Below are 19,002 nucleotides of genomic sequence, written 5' to 3' on the forward strand. Positions count from 1 at the left end.
AATTCACTCCTTGCTAGATAGACTGGATTCGGCAGGAACCTTGAACACATGTCGCAAATAGGCGACGAAATTCGGATCTTTGCAGTGGGTCTTGCCAGGCTCGTCGGAGATCTTCGCCACCGGCTGGCCGTTGCAGGCGGTCATTTTAAGCACGATGCTCATCGGTTCGACACCCGGGATATCGCAGGTGAGGTTGGTACCGATGCCAAAGCTCACATTGATGCGACCGTGCAGCGCGCGGAAAATCTCCAACGATTTCGGCAGGGTCAGACTGTCGGAGAACACCAGGGTCTTACTCATCGGGTCGATGCCGAGCTTGTGGTAGTGCGCGATGCACTTTTCGCCCCACGCCACCGGGTCCCCGGAGTCATGGCGCAGACCGTCGAAGAGCTTGGCGAAGAACAGATCGAAATCGCCAAGAAACGCATCGGTGGTGATGCAATCGGTGAGGGCAATGCCGAGCAGGCCACGGTACTCGCGCACCCAGCAGTCGAGCGCGGCGATCTGGCTGTCGATCAGACGCGGGCCGAGTTGCTGATGGGCCATGATCCACTCATGGGCCATGGTGCCCAGCGGTTTCATGTCCAGTTCGCGGGACAGATGCACGTTGCTGGTACCGACGAAACGACCCGGGAAGTCGTGCTTGAGCACGTTGACCACTTCGGCCTGCACGCCAAAGGAAAAGCGCCGGCGCGTGCCGAAATCGGCAACCTGCAATTGCGACAGCTCATCGGCCGAAGCATTGGCGGTCAGCCAGTCGAACTTGCGATACAGCTGTTCGCGTGCCTGCTCCAGCGAAGTCTCCCGGTAGCGATAGCGATTGCGCACTTCACTGACGATCGCCAGCAACGGCACTTCGTAAAGGATTACGTGCAGCCAGGGTCCGCGCAGGCGGATGAACAACTCGCCGTTTTCGATGCCGGTGTGCAGGTAGCGCAGATTGAAGCGAAACAGGCCGAGGAAGCGCAGAAAATCCGGTTTCAGGAAGGTGATGCGCTCGAGAAAACTCAACTGATCGGCACTCAGGCTCAGCTCGGCCAGACGTTCGATCTGATGGCGGATTTCGGCCAGATAGGGACGCAGATCCTCGGCATTGCGGCAGCGGAACTCCCATTCGACTTCGACGTTGGGGTAGTTGTGCAGCACCGCCTGCATCATCGTCAGCTTGTAGAAGTCGGTGTCGAGCAGGTTCTGCACGATGCGATCGGCAAACACACTCTCGCTCATAAACGGGTCTCCAGTTGCGCCGCGCCTGGCGCGGTCTATATCGATGGCGCTAGTGGCGCATATCGGCGGTGGGGATTGCCAGCATTTTTTCAGAGCGCCGCAGATCCACTGTGGGAGCGAGCCTGCTCGCGAATGCGGTGTGTCAGTTAAAGATGATGTGGCTGACCCGACGCTTTCGCGAGCAGGCTCGCTCCCACAGGGATCCCGGTTGACCTCACACCGGGCTATCGATTTGTTCAAGCATCCACTTCACGAAATCCCGCACCTTCGGCACTTCCGCCGCGTGCTCCGGGTAGGCCAGGTAATAGGCATCGCTGCTGGGCATCGCATGCTGCCAGGGTATGACCAGTTTGCCTTCGGCCAATTCCTCTTCCACCAGAAACCGTGGCAGCAGCGCCACGCCACAACCGACCTGGGCGGCGCGGATGCACATGTAAAAGGTTTCGAAACGCGGCCCGTGGTAGCTGTGCTCGGTGTGGTAGCCCTGACTGTCGAACCAGTCGTGCCAGGCTTGCGGTCGCGAGGCATTTTGCAGCAGCACCAGGTCGGTGAGTTGCGTCGGGTCAGTGAATGGCGTGTCCGGCAGGCTGCCCGGGGCGCAGACCGGTACCAGTTGTTCGCCGAACAATTTCAGGCATTCGGTGCCCGGACGCGAAGCCTGGCCGAAATAGAAGGCCAGATCGCTGCGCCCCTGCAACAGATCGTCGGCCTCCTGCTCGTTGCACAGATCCAGATGAATCGACGGATGGCGCAGGCGCCAGCCTTTCAGGCGCGGCACCAGCCAACGGGCGCCGAAGGTTGACGGGGTGGAGACACGCAGGACTTCGGTCTCGCCGCCGTAGGAACGCAGGTAATGCGTCGACATCTCCACTTGGCTGAGGATTTTTCTGACCTCGACCAGATACAAATCCCCGGCCGGCGTCATCTGCAAGCGCCGACGCACGCGGCGGAACAGCAAGTGCTGCAACAGCTCTTCAAGCTGTGCGACCTGTTTGCTCACCGCACTCTGGGTCAGGTTCAGCTCTTCAGCGGCGCGGGTAAAACTCAGGTGCCGGGTCACGGCCTCGAAGCATTGCAGCGCGGTGATCGAGGGCAAGTGGCGTTTGTTCAGCATGGCCAGTCCTTTTTCTTGTCTTTCGCTAGGCAGCATGAATAAACGGAATGATATCTGGCGTAAAGGTCGTTTGTTGCATCGCCGCAGTGAGGCTACAACTAAAGGCCTGCCCGGCCATGCAAAGGATGGCCGCACACATTCTGTTTTTGTTTGAGGAGAGACCGATGGTTGCCGCATTGCTTGATCGTCTGGGAGTCAACCCGGCCCTGTACCAGAACGGCAAAGTGCCGGTGCATTCGCCCATCGATGGCAGCGAAATTGCCTCGGTGAACTGGGAAGGCGCGGCCGAAGTCGAGCAGCACATCAGTCGCGCAGATCATGCATTCGAGCACTGGCGCAAGGTGCCGGCGCCGCGTCGCGGCGAACTGGTGCGCCAGTTCGGCGAAGTGTTGCGCGAGTACAAGGCCGACCTCGGCGAGCTGGTGTCGTGGGAGGCTGGCAAGATCACTCAGGAAGGTCTGGGCGAAGTGCAGGAGATGATCGACATCTGCGACTTCGCCGTCGGCCTGTCGCGCCAGTTGTACGGTCTGACCATCGCCTCCGAGCGCCCGGGCCACCATATGCGTGAAACCTGGCATCCGCTTGGCGTGGTCGGGGTGATCAGCGCGTTCAACTTCCCGGTCGCGGTGTGGGCGTGGAACACCACCCTGGCGCTGGTCTGCGGCAACCCGGTGGTGTGGAAACCTTCGGAGAAAACCCCGCTGACCGCGCTGGCCTGTCAGGCGCTGTTTGATCGCGTAGTGAAAAATTTCAGTGATGCCCCACCGAGCCTGTGCCAGGTTGTGATCGGCGGACGCGATGCCGGCGAAGCGCTGGTCGATGACCCGCGTGTCGCGCTGATCAGCGCCACCGGCAGCACACGCATGGGCCGCGAAGTGGCGCCGAAAGTCGCCGCGCGTTTCGCCCGCAGCATTCTTGAGCTGGGCGGCAACAACGCGATGATCCTCGGCCCGAGCGCCGATCTGGACATGGCGGTGCGCGCGATTCTGTTCAGCGCCGTCGGCACCGCCGGGCAACGCTGCACGACTTTACGCCGTCTGATCGCCCATGAATCGGTCAAGGAAGAAATCGTCACTCGCCTCAAGGCTGCCTATTCGAAAGTACGCATCGGCCATCCGCTTGAAGGCAATCTGGTCGGCCCGCTGATCGACAAGCACAGCTACGAAAACATGCAGGATGCACTGGAACAGGCGCTGAGCGAAGGCGGCCGGGTGTTCGGTGGCAAGCGCCAACTGGAAGAGCAGTTCCCCAATGCTTATTACGTGTCGCCGGCCATCGTGGAAATGCCCGAGCAGAGCGACGTGGTCTGCAGCGAAACCTTCGCGCCGATTCTCTACGTGGTGGGCTACAGCGATTTCGAGGAAGCGCTGCGCCTGAACAATGCCGTGCCGCAAGGCCTGTCATCTTGCATCTTCACCACCGACGTGCGTGAGGCCGAGCGGTTCATGTCGGCGGTCGGCAGTGACTGCGGCATCGCCAACGTCAACATCGGCCCGAGCGGCGCGGAAATCGGCGGCGCGTTTGGTGGCGAGAAAGAAACCGGCGGCGGCCGTGAGTCCGGCTCCGATGCCTGGCGCGCGTACATGCGTCGGCAGACCAACACCGTCAACTACTCGCTGGAATTGCCGTTGGCGCAGGGCATTACATTCGATTAAGCAGCTACAAGCTTCAAGCTACAAGCGTCAAGCAGACCGGCTTGCAGCTTGTAGCTTGTGGCTTGCGGCTGCTCCGACAGGAGCTTGGCAATGCCGTTACGCGAAGAATGTCTGTGGGAAACGCTCACGCCACAACGCCCGGATAACGCCGCGCTCAGTGGCGAGGTCAAGGTCGATGTCTGTGTGATCGGCGCCGGGTTCACCGGGTTGTCAGCGGCGCTGCATCTGTTGGAAAAAGGCAAAAGCGTCTGCGTGCTGGAAGCGCATCGCGCAGGGCACGGTGGCTCCGGGCGCAATGTCGGGCTGGTCAACGCCGGCATGTGGATTCCTCCGGACGAGATCGAGGCCGGTTTCGGCGAGGCGGTCGGCAGTCAGCTCAACCGCATGCTCGGTGCGGCGCCGGCGCTGGTGTTCAGCCTTGTGGATAAATACAACATCGATTGCCAGTTGCGCCGCGAAGGCACTTTGCACATGGCGCATAACGCCAAGGGCGAGGCGGATCTGCGCAGTCGCGAGCAGCAGTGGAAGCGCCGTGGCGCGCCGGTCGAACTGCTCACCGGCAAGGCCTGCGAGCAAGCCACCGGCACGCAGAAAATCGCCGCCGCGTTGCTGGACCGCCGCGCCGGCACGCTCAATCCGATGGCCTATGTCACCGGGCTGGCCAATGCCGTGCGCGGGCTCGGCGGGCAGATGTTCGATCAGTCGCCAGTGGCTCGCCTTGAGCGCATCGGGCAGAACTGGTCGGTGCAAACCGCCCAGGGTTCGGTGCTCGCTGAACAAGTGGTCATCGCCTCTAACGCCTATACCGAAGGCGACTGGACCGAGCTCAAGCGCAATTTCTTTCCCGGTTATTACTATCAGGTCGCCTCGGTGCCGCTCAGCGAAGACGCCGCGCAGGAAATTCTTCCCGGCGGGCAGGGCTCGTGGGACACCCGTCAGGTGTTGAGCAGCATCCGCCGAGACAAGGACGGGCGCCTGTTGCTTGGCAGCCTCGGCAATGGCAATCAGAAACCGACCTGGTTTCTCAAAGCCTGGGCCGATCGGGTGCAGCAGCATTACTTCCCCAATCTGAAGCCGGTCGAGTGGGAATGCACCTGGACCGGGCGCATTGCGTTTACTCCTGATCACCTGATGCGCCTGTTCGAACCGGCGCCAGGGCTGGTGGCCGTCACCGGTTATAACGGTCGCGGCGTCACCACCGGTACGGTCGTCGGCAAAGCCTTTGCCGATTACCTGTGCAACGGCGATCCGCAGGCACTGCCGATTCCCTTCGCACCGATGCAGCCCCTGGCCGGTGTGGGCTTGCGCAGTTGCCTGTACGAGGCCGGATTTTCCCTGTATCACGCGGGCCAGTGCCTGCGCATCGTCATTTGAGTGTTGAAATTTGTTGCCGCAAGCGGCGCTTTTGCATCCAGCGACTAGCCTGTAATGGTGCGGGTTGTAGCAGTCCCGCACCAGCAGTGTGCAGTTCGGTGACGCGGGCTGTTACAGGCTGGTTGCACGTCGTTTGCCGCTGCGGTTGCAATGATAGCGCGTGCGGGTTGCGCCTGAAAAAACAAATGGTTTCACCTTCCGCGGTTTAGACGGTTGCACGCCCAATGAAAATGGGACCGAAACAGTCGAAATAACAACAATGCAGCGACTTTTTGAAGAATAAAAAACCGATGGCACGGGCCTTGCTCTGAGCTTTGAGTGAAGTGAAGTCGCAGTGCCAACTAAAAAAAACCTTGGAGCACCACCTCATGTCCCAGACGTTTTACAAGAAAGGCTTTCTGGCTCTCGCAGTCGCTACTGCGTTGGGTGTTTCTGCGTTTGCTCAAGCTGATATCAAGATCGGTGTAGCGGGTCCTATGACCGGTGCCAACGCGGCATTCGGCGAGCAGTACATGAAGGGTGCACAGGCGGCGGCCGATGCGGTCAACGCGGCGGGTGGCGTCAACGGGGAAAAAATCGTCCTGGTCAAAGGCGACGACGCCTGCGAACCGAAGCAGGCAGTGACGGTCGCCAAGGACCTCACCAACCAGAAAGTCGCCGGCGTGGTCGGTCACTTCTGCTCCTCGTCGACCATTCCAGCCTCGGAAATCTACGACGAAGCCGGGATCATCGCGATCACCCCGGGCTCGACCAACCCGCAAGTTACCGAACGCGGTCTCAGCGCCATGTTCCGTATGTGCGGACGTGACGACCAGCAAGGCATCGTTGCCGGCGACTACATCGTCGACATGCTCAAGGGCAAGAAAGTCGTTGTGCTGCACGACAAGGACACCTACGGCCAAGGCCTGGCGGACGCCACCAAGGCTCAGCTGGAAAAACGCGGCGTCAAGCCTGTGCTGTACGAAGGCCTGACCCGTGGCGAGAAAGACTTCAGCACCATCGTCACCAAGATCCGTGGCGCCGGCGCCGATGTCGTCTATTTCGGCGGCCTGCATCCGGAAGCCGGTCCATTGGTTCGCCAGCTGCGCGAACAAGGTCTGAAAGACGTCAAGTTCATGTCCGATGACAGCATCGTGACCGACGAGCTGGTGACCACCGCTGGCGGCCCACAATTCACCGACGGCGTGCTGATGACCTTCGGCGCCGACCCGCGCCTGTTGCCTGAAAGCAAGACCGTAGTGGACGCGTTCCGCAAGGCCGGCACCGAGCCTGAAGGCTACACCCTGTACGCCTACGCCTCGGTTCAGACCCTGGCGGCAGCGTTCAACGGTGCGAAGAAAAACGACGGCGAAGCCGCTGCCAAGTGGCTGAAAGCCAACCCGGTGAAAACCGTGATGGGCGAGAAGACCTGGGACGCCAAAGGCGACCTGAAAGTCTCCGACTACGTGGTTTACCAGTGGGACAAGGACGGCAAATACCACCAGCTGGAAAAGCAGAAGTAAGGGCTGAAGCGATCACTCGGCTCACTTGAAACCCTGTGGGAGCGGGCTTGCCCGCGATGGCGTCAGGTCAATCGACACACGAGTTGGCTGATCCACCGCTATCGCTGGCAAGCCAGCTCCCACAGGATTCAGTGGCGATCGGGCTGATCACGCTCCGACATTGCTCCGACGTACATCTGTATTTTTCCTAGAAGAACCGCGCGTCATGGGCGCGCAGGTTCTCACTGCGTGAGATTGCGTTATGGATGGTATTTTCCTGCAGCAACTGGTCAATGGCCTGACCCTCGGGTCGGTCTATGGCCTGATCGCCATCGGCTACACAATGGTCTACGGCATCATCGGCATGATCAACTTCGCCCACGGCGAGGTTTACATGATTTCCGCTTACCTGGCGGCAATCAGTCTGGCTCTGCTGGCTTACTTCGGTATCGAATCCTTCCCGCTGCTGATGCTCGGCACGCTGATCTTCACCATCGTCGTCACGGCGGTGTATGGCTGGGTCATCGAGCGTGTTGCCTACAAACCCCTGCGTAACTCGACCCGCCTGGCGCCGCTGATCAGCGCTATCGGTATTTCGCTGATTCTGCAGAACTACGCACAGATCGCTCAGGGCGCCAAACAACAGGGCGTGCCTACGCTGCTGACCGGTGCCTGGCGTGTTGAAGTCGGCACCGGCTTCGTGCAACTGACCTACACCAAAGTCTTCATCCTGATCGCCGCGTTTGTCGGCATGGGGCTGCTGACCTACATCATCAAATACACCAAGCTCGGCCGCATGTGCCGTGCGACCCAGCAAGACCGCAAGATGGCCTCGATCCTGGGGATCAACACCGACCGGGTGATTTCCTACGTGTTCATCATCGGTGCAGCCATGGCGGCACTGGCCGGTGTGCTGATCACCATGAACTACGGCACGTTCGACTTCTATGCCGGCTTCATCATCGGCATCAAGGCGTTCACCGCAGCGGTTCTGGGCGGCATCGGTTCACTGCCCGGCGCGATGCTCGGCGGGATCATCCTCGGCATCTCCGAGTCGCTGTTCTCCGGTCTGGTCAACTCCGACTACAAAGACGTGTTCAGTTTCTCGCTGCTCGTCCTCGTACTGGTCTTCCGGCCGCAGGGCCTGTTGGGCCGTCCTCTTGTGTCGAAGGTGTAAGCGATGTCTGCAACCACTGAAAAATCCATCGATATCAAAAAAAGTCTGGTCGAGGCGATTCTTGCCGGCCTGATCGCGCTGATCGTGTTCGGGCCGATTGTCGGCGTGGTCCTCGACGGCTACAGCTTCAACCTCGAAGCAACCCGCGTGGCGTGGATCATTGCCATCGTCATGGCCGGGCGCTTTGCCCTCAGCCTGTTCCTGCAAACGCCCAAGGGCCTGAAGATCCTCGACGGGTTCGAGAGCAGCGGTTCCGGCGTGCACGTGCTGCCGGCGGACCACAAATCACGGCTGCGCTGGATCATCCCGCTGATTATCGTGCTGGCGATCATCGTGCCGTTTGTTTCCAACTCCTATCTGCTGGGGGTGGTCATCCTCGGTTTGATCTACGTGCTGCTGGGGCTGGGGCTGAACATTGTGGTCGGTCTGGCCGGGCTGCTCGATCTCGGTTACGTGGCGTTCTACGCCATCGGCGCCTACGGTCTGGCACTGGGTTATCAATATCTGGGTCTGGGTTTCTGGACCGTGCTGCCGCTGGCGGCGATCACTGCAGGCCTGGCTGGCTGCATTCTCGGTTTCCCGGTGTTGCGTCTGCACGGTGACTATCTGGCGATCGTGACCCTGGGCTTCGGCGAAATCATTCGTCTGGTGCTGAACAACTGGCTGTCGCTGACTGGCGGCCCGAACGGCATGCCGGCGCCACTGCCGACGTTCTTCGGTCTGGAGTTCGGCAAGCGGGCGAAGGATGGCGGGGTGCCGTTTCACGAGTTCTTCGGCCTGACCTACAACCCGGACGTGAAGTATTACTTCATCTACGCGGTGCTGTTCCTGGTGGTGCTGGCGGTGTTGTACGTCAAGCATCGGCTGGTGAAGATGCCGGTCGGTCGCGCCTGGGAAGCCCTGCGTGAAGATGAAATCGCCTGCCGTTCGATGGGCCTGAACCACGTACTGGTCAAGCTCTCGGCGTTCACCATCGGTGCGTCGACGGCGGGTCTGGCCGGGGTGTTCTTCGCCACCTATCAAGGCTTCGTCAACCCGACCTCGTTCACCTTCTTCGAATCGGCGCTGATCCTCGCCATCGTCGTGCTCGGCGGCATGGGCTCGACCATCGGCGTGGTCATCGCCGCATTCGTGCTCACCGTCGCCCCGGAACTGCTGCGTGGCTTCGCTGAATACCGCGTGCTGCTGTTCGGCATCCTGATGGTGTTGATGATGATCTGGCGACCACGCGGGCTGATCCGCATCAGCCGCACTGGGGTCAAACCACGCAAAGGTGCCATTCACTACGAGAGGACTGCGCCATGAGTGAAGTCGTACTCTCTGTTGAAAAACTGATGATGCATTTCGGTGGCATCAAGGCTTTGAGCGATGTCAGCCTGAAGGTCAAACGCAATTCGATCTTCGCCCTGATCGGCCCCAACGGTGCTGGCAAGACCACGGTGTTCAACTGCCTGACCGGTTTCTACAAGGCCACGGGCGGCAAGATCGAACTCAATGTGCGTGGCCAGCAGACGAACGTCATCCAGTTGCTGGGCGAGTCATTCAAACCGACCGATTTCGTCTCGCCGAAATCCTTCCTCAGCCGCATGTACTACAAAATGTTCGGCGGTACTCATCTGGTGAACCGTGCCGGTCTCGCCCGGACGTTCCAGAACATTCGCCTGTTCAAGGAAATGTCGGTGCTGGAAAACCTGCTGGTGGCGCAGCACATGTGGGTCAACCGCAACATGCTCGCCGGCATTCTCAACACCAAGGGCTATCGCAAGGCCGAGAGCGATGCGTTGGATGTCGCGTTCTACTGGCTGGAAGTGGTCGATCTGGTCGACTGCGCCAACCGTCTGGCCGGTGAACTCTCGTACGGCCAACAACGCCGTCTGGAGATTGCTCGGGCCATGTGCACCCGCCCGCAGATCATCTGCCTCGACGAACCGGCCGCCGGCCTCAACCCTCAGGAAACCGAAGCGCTCAGCGCGATGATCCGGCTGCTGCGTGACGAGCACGATCTGACCGTGGTGCTGATCGAACACGACATGGGCATGGTCATGAGCATTTCCGATCACATCGTGGTTCTCGACCACGGCATCGTCATCGCCGAAGGCGGGCCGGAAGCGATCCGCAATGATCCAAAAGTGATTGCGGCTTACCTGGGTGCTGACGAAGAGGAGCTGGTATGAGCCAACCGATCCTCGAACTACGCAATCTGGACGTGTTCTACGGCCCCATCCAGGCGCTCAAGGGCGTTTCATTGCAGATCAACGAAGGCGAGACCGTCAGCCTGATCGGCTCCAACGGCGCCGGCAAGTCGACCCTTCTGATGTCGATCTTCGGCCAGCCCAGAGCGGCGGGCGGGCAGATTCTTTATCAGGGCGTCGACATTACCCACAAGTCCTCGCACTACATCGCCTCCAACGGCATCGCGCAGTCACCGGAAGGGCGGCGGGTTTTCCCCGACATGACCGTCGAGGAAAACCTGCTGATGGGCACCATCCCGATTGGCGACAAGTACGCCAAAGAGGACATGCAGCGCATGTTCGAGCTGTTTCCACGGCTTGAAGAGCGACGCAATCAGCGGGCGATGACCATGTCTGGCGGTGAACAGCAGATGCTCGCCATCGCCCGAGCGCTGATGAGCCGGCCGAAGCTGTTGCTGCTCGATGAACCGAGCCTGGGTCTGGCACCGATCGTGGTGAAGCAGATTTTCGCCACGCTGCGCGAGCTGGCGAAAACCGGGATGACGATTTTCCTCGTCGAGCAGAACGCCAACCATGCGCTGAAGCTGTCGGACCGGGCGTATGTGATGGTCAACGGCGAGATTCGCCTGACCGGCACCGGCAAAGAACTGCTGGTGAATGAGGAGGTGCGTAACGCCTATCTTGGCGGGCACTGATTCTTCTCGCGGTTGTACACAGCCCCGGCGACGAGAGTCCCGGGGCTTTTTTATTTTTTGGAATCCACCACAGGTAAGTTGGCTAATTCCCAAAATTGTGGAAAACAAATTCCCCAAGCTGCCAAAGCGCGACATATAGACGCTGCAAATGGCTGTTTTTCCACAGTTTTGACTTGTCCCCGGTTACTGTGGAGCTGGCTGTGAATAACGTGGGTGTATATGGTTGCAGGCCCTATAAAACGTGGCCTCCAGGCTTGTGATTGTTTTTTGATCAGTCAATTTCAGGCAGGCGTGAGGCGCCATTGTCAACCTTTTTATAGCGCATCCTGGTCGGGTACTGTTGTGTGTAAAAGCCTGTGGATAAGTCTGTGACTAAACTCTGGAAAGACCTCGCGGAGTGCCGTAATTGCTGGCCTCGCGCAATCACCCGGTGACACCGTCCGTCGTGCAAAATGCCCTGTCCCGCACATCCCCCGCATCACGGTCAAGCAAAAAACTTTCCATTTCGCCCGCAAAGCCTTGTGTGGCGCGGCTTTGCACGTTTGCACTTGCCCCCGGAAACTGTGGAGCAGACTGTGGATAACATGCGTGCACATGGCTACAGGCCACGCAGGCTAAGGTCTTGGCGAAACTGGTTGATTTTTGTACAGCTGGCAAGTGTTGCCCGTATTCGCGAGGGCGGGCATGCTGCCTGCTGATTTTCTATTCCAAGGGCTGCCGTGGCGGCCGAAGCAAGGAGAACACGATGTCCGACACCCTGTTTATCACCGGCGCGACGTCCGGTTTTGGTGAAGCCTGTGCCCGTCGTTTTGCCGAGGCTGGCTGGAAGCTGGTCCTGACCGGCCGTCGTGAAGAACGCCTCAATGCCCTGTGCGCTGAACTGTCGAAACAGACCGAAGTGCATGGTCTGGTCCTCGATGTGCGCAATCGCAAAGCGATGGAGGAGGCGATCGCCAACCTGCCGCCGTCGTTCGCCAAACTCCGTGGCTTGATCAACAACGCCGGCCTGGCGCTCGGCGTCGACCCGGCGCCGAAATGCGATCTGGATGACTGGGACACCATGGTCGACACCAACGTCAAAGGCCTGATGTACGCCACCCGCCTGCTGCTGCCTCGGCTGATCGCCCACGGCCGTGGTGCCGGTATCGTCAACCTCGGTTCCATCGCCGGCAACTATCCGTACCCGGGCAGCCACGTGTACGGCGCGACCAAAGCCTTCGTCAAACAGTTCTCGCTGAACCTGCGTTGCGACTTGCAAGGCACTGGCGTGCGAGTCAGCAATATCGAGCCCGGCCTGTGCGAAAGCGAGTTCTCGCTGGTACGTTTTGCCGGTGACCAGGAACGCTACAACGCCACTTACGCTGGCGCCGAGCCGATCCAGCCGCAGGACATCGCCGAGACTATTTTCTGGGTGATGAACACCCCGGCGCACATCAACATCAACAGCCTGGAACTGATGCCGGTGAGCCAGACCTGGGCCGGGTTTGCCATCGAGCGTAACAAGGCTTGATACCGCGTTGAGGCCATTCGCTGGCAAGCCAGCTCCCACAGGATCACCGGTGAACACAAATCTTGTGAGGTACTCGGTCTCTGTGGGAGCTGGCTTGCCAGCGATGAGGTCGGCACAGGCAAAACGGTCAGTAAGCTAAACTCCTCATTCAACCATCAGGCCGCACCCCGCGGCGCTCAAGGTTTCATGAGGAGTTCAAGTGAGTAACCGAGGTGAGCAGGCACTGCTCAAACAGTCGACGCTGCTGATGCTGGCGGTGTCGATTGCCGGGATCGTCACCGGTTTTGTTTCAGGTTCGCAATCCATCCTGTTCGATGGCTTTTTTTCGCTGATCGCGACGTTCATCAAAATCCTGATGCTGATCACCGCCCGGCTGATTGCCAAGCAAAGCAATCAGCGTTTCCAGTTCGGCTTCTGGCATCTGGAGCCGATGGTGCTGCTGATCGAGGGCAGCTTCCTGCTGTTGATCGCGATCTATGCGTTTCTCAACGGCGTATTCGGCATCATCAATGGTGGCCGCGATATCGAGCTGGGTCTGGTGATCGTCTACGCGGCGGTATTCACCGTCGTCGAGTTCGCCTACTTCTTTTACGTGCGCCGGCGTAATCGCACGCTCAAATCCAGCCTCATCCAGTTCGACAACATCAGTTGGCTGGTCGACGCGATGCTCTCGGTGGGCCTGTTGATCAGTTTCCTCGCCGCGCTGCTGCTCAAGTCCCAGGGCTATGGCGAGTGGGCGGTGTATGTCGACCCCCTGATCCTCATCGTGCTGGCCCTGACCATGCTGCCCCCGGCGTTGAAGATCCTCGGCCCGGCGTTGCGTGATGTGCTGGGAATCGCCCCGGACACTTTGGATGAGCAGGTCAGGCAGGTCATGGAGGTGGCGAAGGTCGAGCATGGTTTCGACGATTACGTGTCCTACGTGCAAAAGCACGGTCGGGCGCGGTTCATCGAAATTCATGTGGTGTTGCCGGCGGATTATCCGCTGCGCAATGTCGCGCAGCTGGACGCGCTACGTGAGCAGATATCGGCGCAGTTGGGCGAGCCGGATGCGGCGCGCTGGTTGACGATCAGCTTCACCGGGGACAAAAAGTGGATTGCCTGATCTGATCCGGATGTCTGCTGAGAACACAGTTGTGGCGAGGGGATAAATCCCCTCGCCACAGTAACCCTCTAGCCCCAAAATCCTGCTTTGCACAGGTCAACGCAGATATTCAGCCAAACCGTGATAACAAGTCGCCAAATGATAAGGCGTGGTCGAAGGCATGTCCTTGCGACTGACCTCTCCATTCTCATCGCGACACTCATGCCAGCCGCCGGCATGCAGAAACCGTTGCTGCAACGCCTGCAACTGGCGCAGCACCACCGCTTCGCTGTCCGCCCGCAAGGTCAGCGCGCGCAGGTATTCGGCCTGAGCCCAGATCCGTTGGGTGGAATCCCTGGGCCGACCATTACTTTCCAGATCAAGCATCGCCCGCACCGCGCCGCAGGACTCCAGCACGCCATACTGCTCGGTAAAAGCAAACGCCCGATCCAGCGCCCGGTGCAGTTTCGAATCGCGCAACAGCGCCGACGATTCGAGCAGGAAATACCATTCGAACTGGTGTCCCGGCTCGTACCAGTTATCCACAGCACCCAGCGGCTTCTCCATCAACACGCCGTATTGCGGATCGACGAACTGCTTGTGCATGGCTGTGCATAACTCAAGCAGGGCCTTCTGCGTTTGCGGGTCTTCACGCACGGCGAGGGTCGCCAGAAAAGCTTCGGCCAGATGCATCAGCGGATTTTGCAGTGGCCCGGTTTGCAGGGTGATCCAATCCCGCTCAAGGCAGGCTTCGTACAAACCGTCGCCGGTGGCGAACCGGCGGCCAATGATTTCCAGCGCGGCGTTCAATGTCGACTCGGCCAGCGAATCCCGGGACTTGTCCCAGTAATGCGCGCAGGCGAACAGGATGAAGGCGTGGGTGTAGAGATCCTTGCGCTGGTCCAGCGGCTTGCCTTGCGCATCGATGCTGTAAAACCAGCCGCCGTGCTCGGCATCATGGAAATGCCGTTGCAGCGAACGGAACAACGCGGCGGCGCGGACTTCGGCGTTATCCACAACCCCGATCAGGCTGGAGAACAGATACAGCTGCCGTGCGCAGGCCATCGCCCGATAGCGCTGCACTGGCAACGGCTGGTGTGTAGCGTCCAGCGCCTCATAGGGCAACGCCATGTCGGCATTCCAGCCCGGGCCTTGCCACAGCGGCACGATCACGTCGAGGAAGTGCTGCTGCACTTGGCCAAACAGGGCGGTCAATTCGGGCAGGGCGGTGGAGCGGGAAGCGTGGGGCATGGGCGGGCGTCACGGGCTGGGGCGATTGCGCGACATGGTAGCAGAGAGGCAGCCTCTAGAGGTTTGGTGTCTGATCGGCCGTCTTCGCTGGCAAGCCAGCTCCCACTAGGAAGTTGGATGTTCACACAATTGTGGACTTACCCAATAACCTGTGGGAGCTGGCTTGCCAGCGATGAGGCCGGCTCAGGCGATAGAGATTAGCCTGCGAGCAACCACACCCCGGTCGCCGCCGAAGCCGCACCCGCCAACCGCACCAGCGGCGCCGCTGCCTGCGGAAGAACTCGCACCACGCCATAACCGAGTGCATGCAACACCGCCGTCGCGGCCACAAACCCGGCCGCATACGCCCACGGGCTGCTCATTTCCGGCAGCTCCAGCCCATGCGCCACGCCATGGAACAGCGCAAACAGCGCCGTCGCTGCCACCGCCATCACCAGCGGCGGACGCACCGCCAGTGCCACGGCCAGGCCCAGCGCCAATACCGAAGCGGCGATCCCGCTTTCCAGCGCCGGGAACTCCAGCCCTTCAAAACCGAGCAGGCCGCCCAGCAGCATGGTGCCGACAAAGGTACACGGCAGCGCCCAGCGCGCCGCGCCTTGTTGCTGCGCCGCCCACAAACCGACGGCGAGCATTGCCAGCAAGTGATCGAGACCGCCGATCGGGTGGCTGATGCCCGCGATGAGGCCGCTGTCGCCATGCCCAGGGTGAGCGAAGGCCAGTGCCGGTGTCAGCAGCAACGCCAGAGCGCCAAGAATGCGTTTGAGTGTCATGGATAAGCTTCCTTGTTGATAAGTGGATCAGGCGGCGGTCAGCAGGCCCTGGCGTTCGATGAAAGCGATGATTTCTTCAAGGCCCTGACCGGTTTTCTGGTTGCTGAAAACGAACGGCTTGCCGTTGCGCATGCGTTTGGTGTCGCTGTCCATCATTTCCAGCGAGGCGCCCACCAGTGGCGCGAGGTCGATCTTGTTGATCACCAGCAGGTCGGACTTGCAGATCCCCGGGCCGCCCTTGCGCGGCAGCTTGTCGCCGGCGGAGACGTCGATCACGTAGATGGTCAGATCCGACAGCTCCGGGCTGAAGGTCGCCGAGAGGTTGTCGCCGCCGGACTCCACCAGAATCAGATCCAGCCCCGGAAAGCGCCGGTTCAGTTGATCGACCGCTTCGAGGTTGATCGAGGCGTCTTCGCGGATCGCCGTGTGCGGGCAGCCGCCGGTTTCCACGCCGATGATCCGCTCCGGCGCGAGGGCTTCGTTGCGTACCAGGAAATCGGCGTCTTCGCGGGTGTAGATGTCGTTGGTGACCACGGCGAGGTTGTAGCGCTCGCGCAGCGCCAGGCACAGGGCCAGGGTCAGCGCGGTCTTGCCGGAACCGACCGGGCCGCCGATGCCGACGCGCAGAGGTTGTGTATCCATTTCATTCTCCAAAATAAACAGCCCTAAGAGCGGAAGAGACGGCTGTACTGGCGCTCGTGGGCCATGCACGCCAGGGACAGGCCAAAGGCGGCGCTGCCGATGTGTTCGGGATTTATGCGGGTTGCATCGTGCTGCGCCTGTTGCAGCAGCGGCAGCAGTTCGCTGGTCAGGCGCTGGGCGGCTTGCTGGCCCAGCGGCAGGGTTTTCATCAACACGGCGAGCTGGTTTTCCAGCCAGCTCCACAGCCACGCGGCAAGAGCGTCCTGCGGGCTGATGCCCCAGGCGCGTGCCGCCAGTGCCCAGCACAGGGCGAGATGCGGTTCTGTGGTCTGTTCAAGAAAGTCGCGGGCGGGCGCATCGAGTTCCGGCAAACCGTTCAACAACTGCTGCAGGGAGTAGCCCATCTGCCGGCTCTCCAGATGCAGCTCACGGGTTTCGCGACTGGCGCGGTGGCTCTCGCAGAGTTGTCGTAATTCGGCCCAGTTTTCATTTGCTGCGGCTTGGCAATGCGCCAACAGCAGCGGCGCTTCGAAGCGGGCGAGATTGAGCAGCAGTTGATCGCTGATCCAGCGGCGGGCGGCGTCAGGGTTGTGGACCCGGCCGTTATCCACCGCCATTTCCAGACCCTGGGAATAGCTGTAGCCGCCAATCGGCAATTGCGGACTGGCCAGACGCAGCAGCGCCCAGGCCGGATTCACAGGCGCACGCCGAACTGATGGAGTTTCGGCGCGTAGTTGAAGTCTTCGTCACCGTGCCGGGAATGATGATGGCCGCCGCCGTAGGCGCCGTGTTCCGGCTGAAACGGCGCTTCAATTGCTTCGACTTGTGCGCCGAGCTGTTCGAGCATGGCCTTGAGTACGTAATCGTCGAGCAGGCGCAGCCAGCCATCGCCGACTTGCAGGGCGACATGGCGGTTGCCGAGGTGATAGGCCGCGCGCGTCAGTTCGAACGCATTGGCGCACGTGACGTGGAGCAGTTGTTCGGGGCGGGCGCAGACGCGCACGACACGGCCGTCTTCGGCCTGCAGACATTCGCCGTCATACAGCGGTGGCTGGCCGCGCTCCAAAAACAACCCGACGTCTTCGCCTTCGGCACTGAAACAGCGCAAACGGCTTTTGCTGCGCGCTTCGAAGGTCAGGTGCAGCTCGGCGGCCCAGACGGGTTGAGGGTCGATTCTGCGATGAATCACCAGCATCGGAAAGCTTCCAGCAATGAACGTTGAATGGGCTAGAGCAAGCGCCGCGCCAATCGGGTGATCTGTAGGAAATAACTGTCGGCGCGTGCCTGATCTTTCAACAGGCGCGGCGATTCTGGAAGGTTTTGGTGCATGAAGGATTTGTCATGCACCAAAGCGAGGCTGTGGCGGATGTTCAATGTGGGAGCGAGCCTGCTCGCGAATGCGCGTGTCAGACAGATGTATTCAGCTGATCCCGCGCTTTCGCGAGCAGGCTCGCTCCCACAGGGGCTTTGCGCTGTGTCAGATGGAGAAGGGATTACTCAGTACTGCCCAGCCCTTGCCAGTGCTTGAGGCCGATGAAGATGAAGCGCAGTTGCTGGGTGATCTTCGCCTGTGGGGTCAGATGCTCCGGCAAGGCTTCGGCGGGCGGGTCGATGATGTCGGGGAGGGTGGCGAACACCGATTTGACGATCAGGTCGGCGATCACGCTCAGACCGGCGATGTCCAGATGTTGCAGCTTGGGCATCAGCGCCAGGTCCGCCGCGAGGTCGGCGCTGATGTTCTCTCGCAGGCGTCCGATTGCCTGACGCACCGGCAGCGAGCCGCCATATTGTTCGCGGGCGAGAAACAGGAATTGCGAGCGGTTGGCGTTGACCACATCAAGGAAGATGCGCACCGAGGCGTCGATGATGCCGCCCATGACGAATTCATTGTGCCGCACCAGGCGGATGGTTTCGCGGAAGGTCTGGCCGACTTCGCTGACCAGCACCAGCCCCAACTCGTCCATATCGGCGAAGTGCCGGTAGAAACCGGTGGGCACGATGCCGGCGGTCTTGCTCACTTCGCGCAGGCTCAGGCTGCCGAATCCTCGGCCGCTTTCCATCAGGTGGCGGGCAGCGTCCATCAGGGCGTTGCGGGTCTGTTGTTTCTGTTCGGCGCGGGGCAGCATCGCAGGGTGTTTTCTTCGGCAGGACAAGCGCCGCACTCTAGCAAATCGGCTTTGTCGGCGTCGAACGGGGAGTCGTGCAGCGAGGGTTTTACAGAAGCTGAAAAGTCAAAAGCCCAATCCGCTGATTGGGCTTTTTTGCCGGGCCGTCATGGGCTCAGCTCAATTTGCTGTTGCGTTCGATCACACGGTCACCGCCGCCTTCAGCGAGAGCTTGACCCAGTGGGGTTTTATCGAAGCCGTCATCAGCCAGGGTCTGGCCCTGTGGAGTGCGATCGGAACCATCGGATGCCAGGGTCTGGCCTTGTGGAGTGCGCTCGGTCCCGTCGGAAGCGAGGATCTGACCCTGTGGTGTGCGATCCGAACCGTCCTGAACCAGGCCTTTCTCTTCGAGGCGATTGCGACCGTTTTCAGCCAGCGCCTGGCCTTGAGGGGTGCGATCCGAGCCGTCTTGAACCAGGCCTTTTTCTTCGAGGCGGTTGCGGCCGTTTTCAGCCAGGGTCTGACCCTGTGGAGTGCGCTCGGAACCGTCGGAAGCTACGGTCTGGCTAAACACCGAGTGGTTCGATTTGACTTGCGGAGTGGCCTGATCGGCAGCGGGCAGGGCGAAAGCAGTGCTGGCTAGCATCGACAGGGTAAGGCTGAGCAGTAATTGGCGTTTCATGATAGTGGCTCCTTGGGAGGGCGATAAAGTGGGTACGAGGGCA

The 19,002-nt window shown here is 60.5% G+C and carries 18 protein-coding genes; 9 read left to right on the forward strand and 9 right to left on the reverse strand.

All coding sequences use genetic code 11. The features are described 5' to 3' along the window. Positions 1 to 3: 3 nt before the first annotated feature. Both pncB and BXA01_RS18810 read right to left on the reverse strand, forming a co-directional pair. Positions 4 to 1,227: a nicotinate phosphoribosyltransferase gene (pncB, locus tag BXA01_RS18805; protein ID WP_076565435.1), complete on the reverse strand. Its 1,224-nt coding sequence runs from the start codon at positions 1,225 to 1,227 to the stop codon at positions 4 to 6. Positions 1,228 to 1,441: 214 nt separating this feature from the next. Further along, the gene (locus BXA01_RS18810; RefSeq protein WP_071174249.1) at positions 1,442 to 2,341 is read right to left on the reverse strand and encodes a LysR family transcriptional regulator; all 900 of its coding nucleotides are present in this window, start codon (positions 2,339 to 2,341) and stop codon (positions 1,442 to 1,444) included. A 164-nt stretch (positions 2,342 to 2,505) separates the two neighbouring features. Here BXA01_RS18810 and amaB point away from each other — a divergent pair, with 164 nt between their 5' ends. The 9 genes from amaB (at position 2,506) to BXA01_RS18855 (ending at position 13,530) form a co-directional block, all read left to right on the forward strand. After that, positions 2,506 to 3,996, forward strand: coding sequence for an L-piperidine-6-carboxylate dehydrogenase (gene amaB, locus BXA01_RS18815; protein ID WP_076565438.1), 1,491 nt, complete (start codon positions 2,506 to 2,508; stop codon positions 3,994 to 3,996). A 90-nt stretch (positions 3,997 to 4,086) separates the two neighbouring features. After that, entirely contained in the window at positions 4,087 to 5,370 is a 1,284-nt protein-coding gene (gene amaA / locus BXA01_RS18820; RefSeq protein ID WP_076565441.1) for an L-pipecolate oxidase, read from the forward strand. Positions 5,371 to 5,738: 368 nt separating this feature from the next. Further along, positions 5,739 to 6,872 carry an ABC transporter substrate-binding protein gene (locus BXA01_RS18825; protein WP_076565443.1) on the forward strand — a complete coding sequence of 378 codons (1,134 nt, stop codon included), beginning with the start codon at positions 5,739 to 5,741 and terminating at the stop codon, positions 6,870 to 6,872. Between the two features lie 241 nt (positions 6,873 to 7,113). Then, positions 7,114 to 8,028: an ABC transporter permease subunit gene (locus BXA01_RS18830; RefSeq protein WP_041480712.1), complete on the forward strand. Its 915-nt coding sequence runs from the start codon at positions 7,114 to 7,116 to the stop codon at positions 8,026 to 8,028. Positions 8,029 to 8,031: 3 nt separating this feature from the next. Continuing rightward, positions 8,032 to 9,333 carry a high-affinity branched-chain amino acid ABC transporter permease LivM gene (gene livM, locus BXA01_RS18835; RefSeq protein ID WP_076565446.1) on the forward strand — a complete coding sequence of 434 codons (1,302 nt, stop codon included), beginning with the start codon at positions 8,032 to 8,034 and terminating at the stop codon, positions 9,331 to 9,333. Beyond that, positions 9,330 to 10,202, forward strand: coding sequence for an ABC transporter ATP-binding protein (locus tag BXA01_RS18840; RefSeq protein WP_016771916.1), 873 nt, complete (start codon positions 9,330 to 9,332; stop codon positions 10,200 to 10,202). Before livM ends, BXA01_RS18840 begins: the two co-directional genes overlap by 4 nt. Beyond that, positions 10,199 to 10,915, forward strand: coding sequence for an ABC transporter ATP-binding protein (locus tag BXA01_RS18845; RefSeq protein WP_076565449.1), 717 nt, complete (start codon positions 10,199 to 10,201; stop codon positions 10,913 to 10,915). Before BXA01_RS18840 ends, BXA01_RS18845 begins: the two co-directional genes overlap by 4 nt. A 745-nt stretch (positions 10,916 to 11,660) precedes the next feature. Next, on the forward strand, positions 11,661 to 12,425 hold the full coding sequence (locus BXA01_RS18850; protein ID WP_076565452.1) for an SDR family oxidoreductase: 765 nt from the start codon (positions 11,661 to 11,663) through the stop codon (positions 12,423 to 12,425). Between the two features lie 199 nt (positions 12,426 to 12,624). Then, entirely contained in the window at positions 12,625 to 13,530 is a 906-nt protein-coding gene (locus tag BXA01_RS18855; protein WP_076565455.1) for a cation diffusion facilitator family transporter, read from the forward strand. Positions 13,531 to 13,626: 96 nt separating this feature from the next. Here the strand turns inward: BXA01_RS18855 and BXA01_RS18860 are convergent, their stop codons facing one another. The 7 genes from BXA01_RS18860 to BXA01_RS18890 all read right to left on the reverse strand — a co-directional run bounded on the left by BXA01_RS18860 (position 13,627) and on the right by BXA01_RS18890 (position 18,959). After that, a complete protein-coding gene (locus tag BXA01_RS18860; RefSeq protein ID WP_076565457.1) occupies positions 13,627 to 14,760 on the reverse strand; it encodes an AGE family epimerase/isomerase in 1,134 nt (377 codons plus the stop codon). A 197-nt stretch (positions 14,761 to 14,957) separates the two neighbouring features. Next, complete coding sequence (locus BXA01_RS18865; protein WP_076565460.1) at positions 14,958 to 15,530, reverse strand: HupE/UreJ family protein; 573 nt, start codon at positions 15,528 to 15,530, stop codon at positions 14,958 to 14,960. A gap of 27 nt (positions 15,531 to 15,557) precedes the next feature. Beyond that, positions 15,558 to 16,172, reverse strand: a complete 615-nt coding sequence (gene ureG / locus BXA01_RS18870) for an urease accessory protein UreG (protein ID WP_016771910.1) — start codon at positions 16,170 to 16,172, stop codon at positions 15,558 to 15,560. Positions 16,173 to 16,195: 23 nt separating this feature from the next. Beyond that, positions 16,196 to 16,870 carry an urease accessory protein UreF gene (locus BXA01_RS18875; RefSeq protein ID WP_076565463.1) on the reverse strand — a complete coding sequence of 225 codons (675 nt, stop codon included), beginning with the start codon at positions 16,868 to 16,870 and terminating at the stop codon, positions 16,196 to 16,198. Continuing rightward, positions 16,867 to 17,367: an urease accessory protein UreE gene (ureE, locus tag BXA01_RS18880; RefSeq protein ID WP_039756959.1), complete on the reverse strand. Its 501-nt coding sequence runs from the start codon at positions 17,365 to 17,367 to the stop codon at positions 16,867 to 16,869. Before ureE ends, BXA01_RS18875 begins: the two co-directional genes overlap by 4 nt. A 298-nt stretch (positions 17,368 to 17,665) precedes the next feature. Further along, entirely contained in the window at positions 17,666 to 18,298 is a 633-nt protein-coding gene (locus BXA01_RS18885; protein ID WP_056787610.1) for a TetR family transcriptional regulator, read from the reverse strand. A gap of 154 nt (positions 18,299 to 18,452) precedes the next feature. Next, positions 18,453 to 18,959, reverse strand: coding sequence for a hypothetical protein (locus BXA01_RS18890; RefSeq protein ID WP_076565466.1), 507 nt, complete (start codon positions 18,957 to 18,959; stop codon positions 18,453 to 18,455). Between the last annotated feature and the right edge of the window lie 43 nt (positions 18,960 to 19,002).

Origin of the sequence: Pseudomonas sp. B10 (assembly GCF_900156235.1) — a bacterium.
Classification (GTDB): domain Bacteria; phylum Pseudomonadota; class Gammaproteobacteria; order Pseudomonadales; family Pseudomonadaceae; genus Aquipseudomonas; species Aquipseudomonas siliginis.

Bases quoted from the DNA above. Each gene is read 5' to 3' on its own strand.
- BXA01_RS18850 (WP_076565452.1), top strand. From the start codon at position 11,661: ATGTCCGACACCCTGTTTATCACCGGCGCGACGTCCGGTTTTGGTGAA.
- BXA01_RS18840 (WP_016771916.1), top strand. From the start codon at position 9,330: ATGAGTGAAGTCGTACTCTCTGTTGAAAAACTGATGATGCATTTCGGT.
- amaB (WP_076565438.1), top strand. From the start codon at position 2,506: ATGGTTGCCGCATTGCTTGATCGTCTGGGAGTCAACCCGGCCCTGTAC.
- BXA01_RS18890 (WP_076565466.1), bottom strand. From the start codon at position 18,959: ATGAAACGCCAATTACTGCTCAGCCTTACCCTGTCGATGCTAGCCAGC.
- livM (WP_076565446.1), top strand. From the start codon at position 8,032: ATGTCTGCAACCACTGAAAAATCCATCGATATCAAAAAAAGTCTGGTC.
- BXA01_RS18865 (WP_076565460.1), bottom strand. From the start codon at position 15,530: ATGACACTCAAACGCATTCTTGGCGCTCTGGCGTTGCTGCTGACACCG.
- BXA01_RS18885 (WP_056787610.1), bottom strand. From the start codon at position 18,298: ATGCTGCCCCGCGCCGAACAGAAACAACAGACCCGCAACGCCCTGATG.
- pncB (WP_076565435.1), bottom strand. From the start codon at position 1,227: ATGAGCGAGAGTGTGTTTGCCGATCGCATCGTGCAGAACCTGCTCGAC.
- BXA01_RS18860 (WP_076565457.1), bottom strand. From the start codon at position 14,760: ATGCCCCACGCTTCCCGCTCCACCGCCCTGCCCGAATTGACCGCCCTG.
- BXA01_RS18810 (WP_071174249.1), bottom strand. From the start codon at position 2,341: ATGCTGAACAAACGCCACTTGCCCTCGATCACCGCGCTGCAATGCTTC.
- ureE (WP_039756959.1), bottom strand. From the start codon at position 17,367: ATGCTGGTGATTCATCGCAGAATCGACCCTCAACCCGTCTGGGCCGCC.
- amaA (WP_076565441.1), top strand. From the start codon at position 4,087: ATGCCGTTACGCGAAGAATGTCTGTGGGAAACGCTCACGCCACAACGC.
- ureG (WP_016771910.1), bottom strand. From the start codon at position 16,172: ATGGATACACAACCTCTGCGCGTCGGCATCGGCGGCCCGGTCGGTTCC.
- BXA01_RS18830 (WP_041480712.1), top strand. From the start codon at position 7,114: ATGGATGGTATTTTCCTGCAGCAACTGGTCAATGGCCTGACCCTCGGG.
- BXA01_RS18825 (WP_076565443.1), top strand. From the start codon at position 5,739: ATGTCCCAGACGTTTTACAAGAAAGGCTTTCTGGCTCTCGCAGTCGCT.
- BXA01_RS18845 (WP_076565449.1), top strand. From the start codon at position 10,199: ATGAGCCAACCGATCCTCGAACTACGCAATCTGGACGTGTTCTACGGC.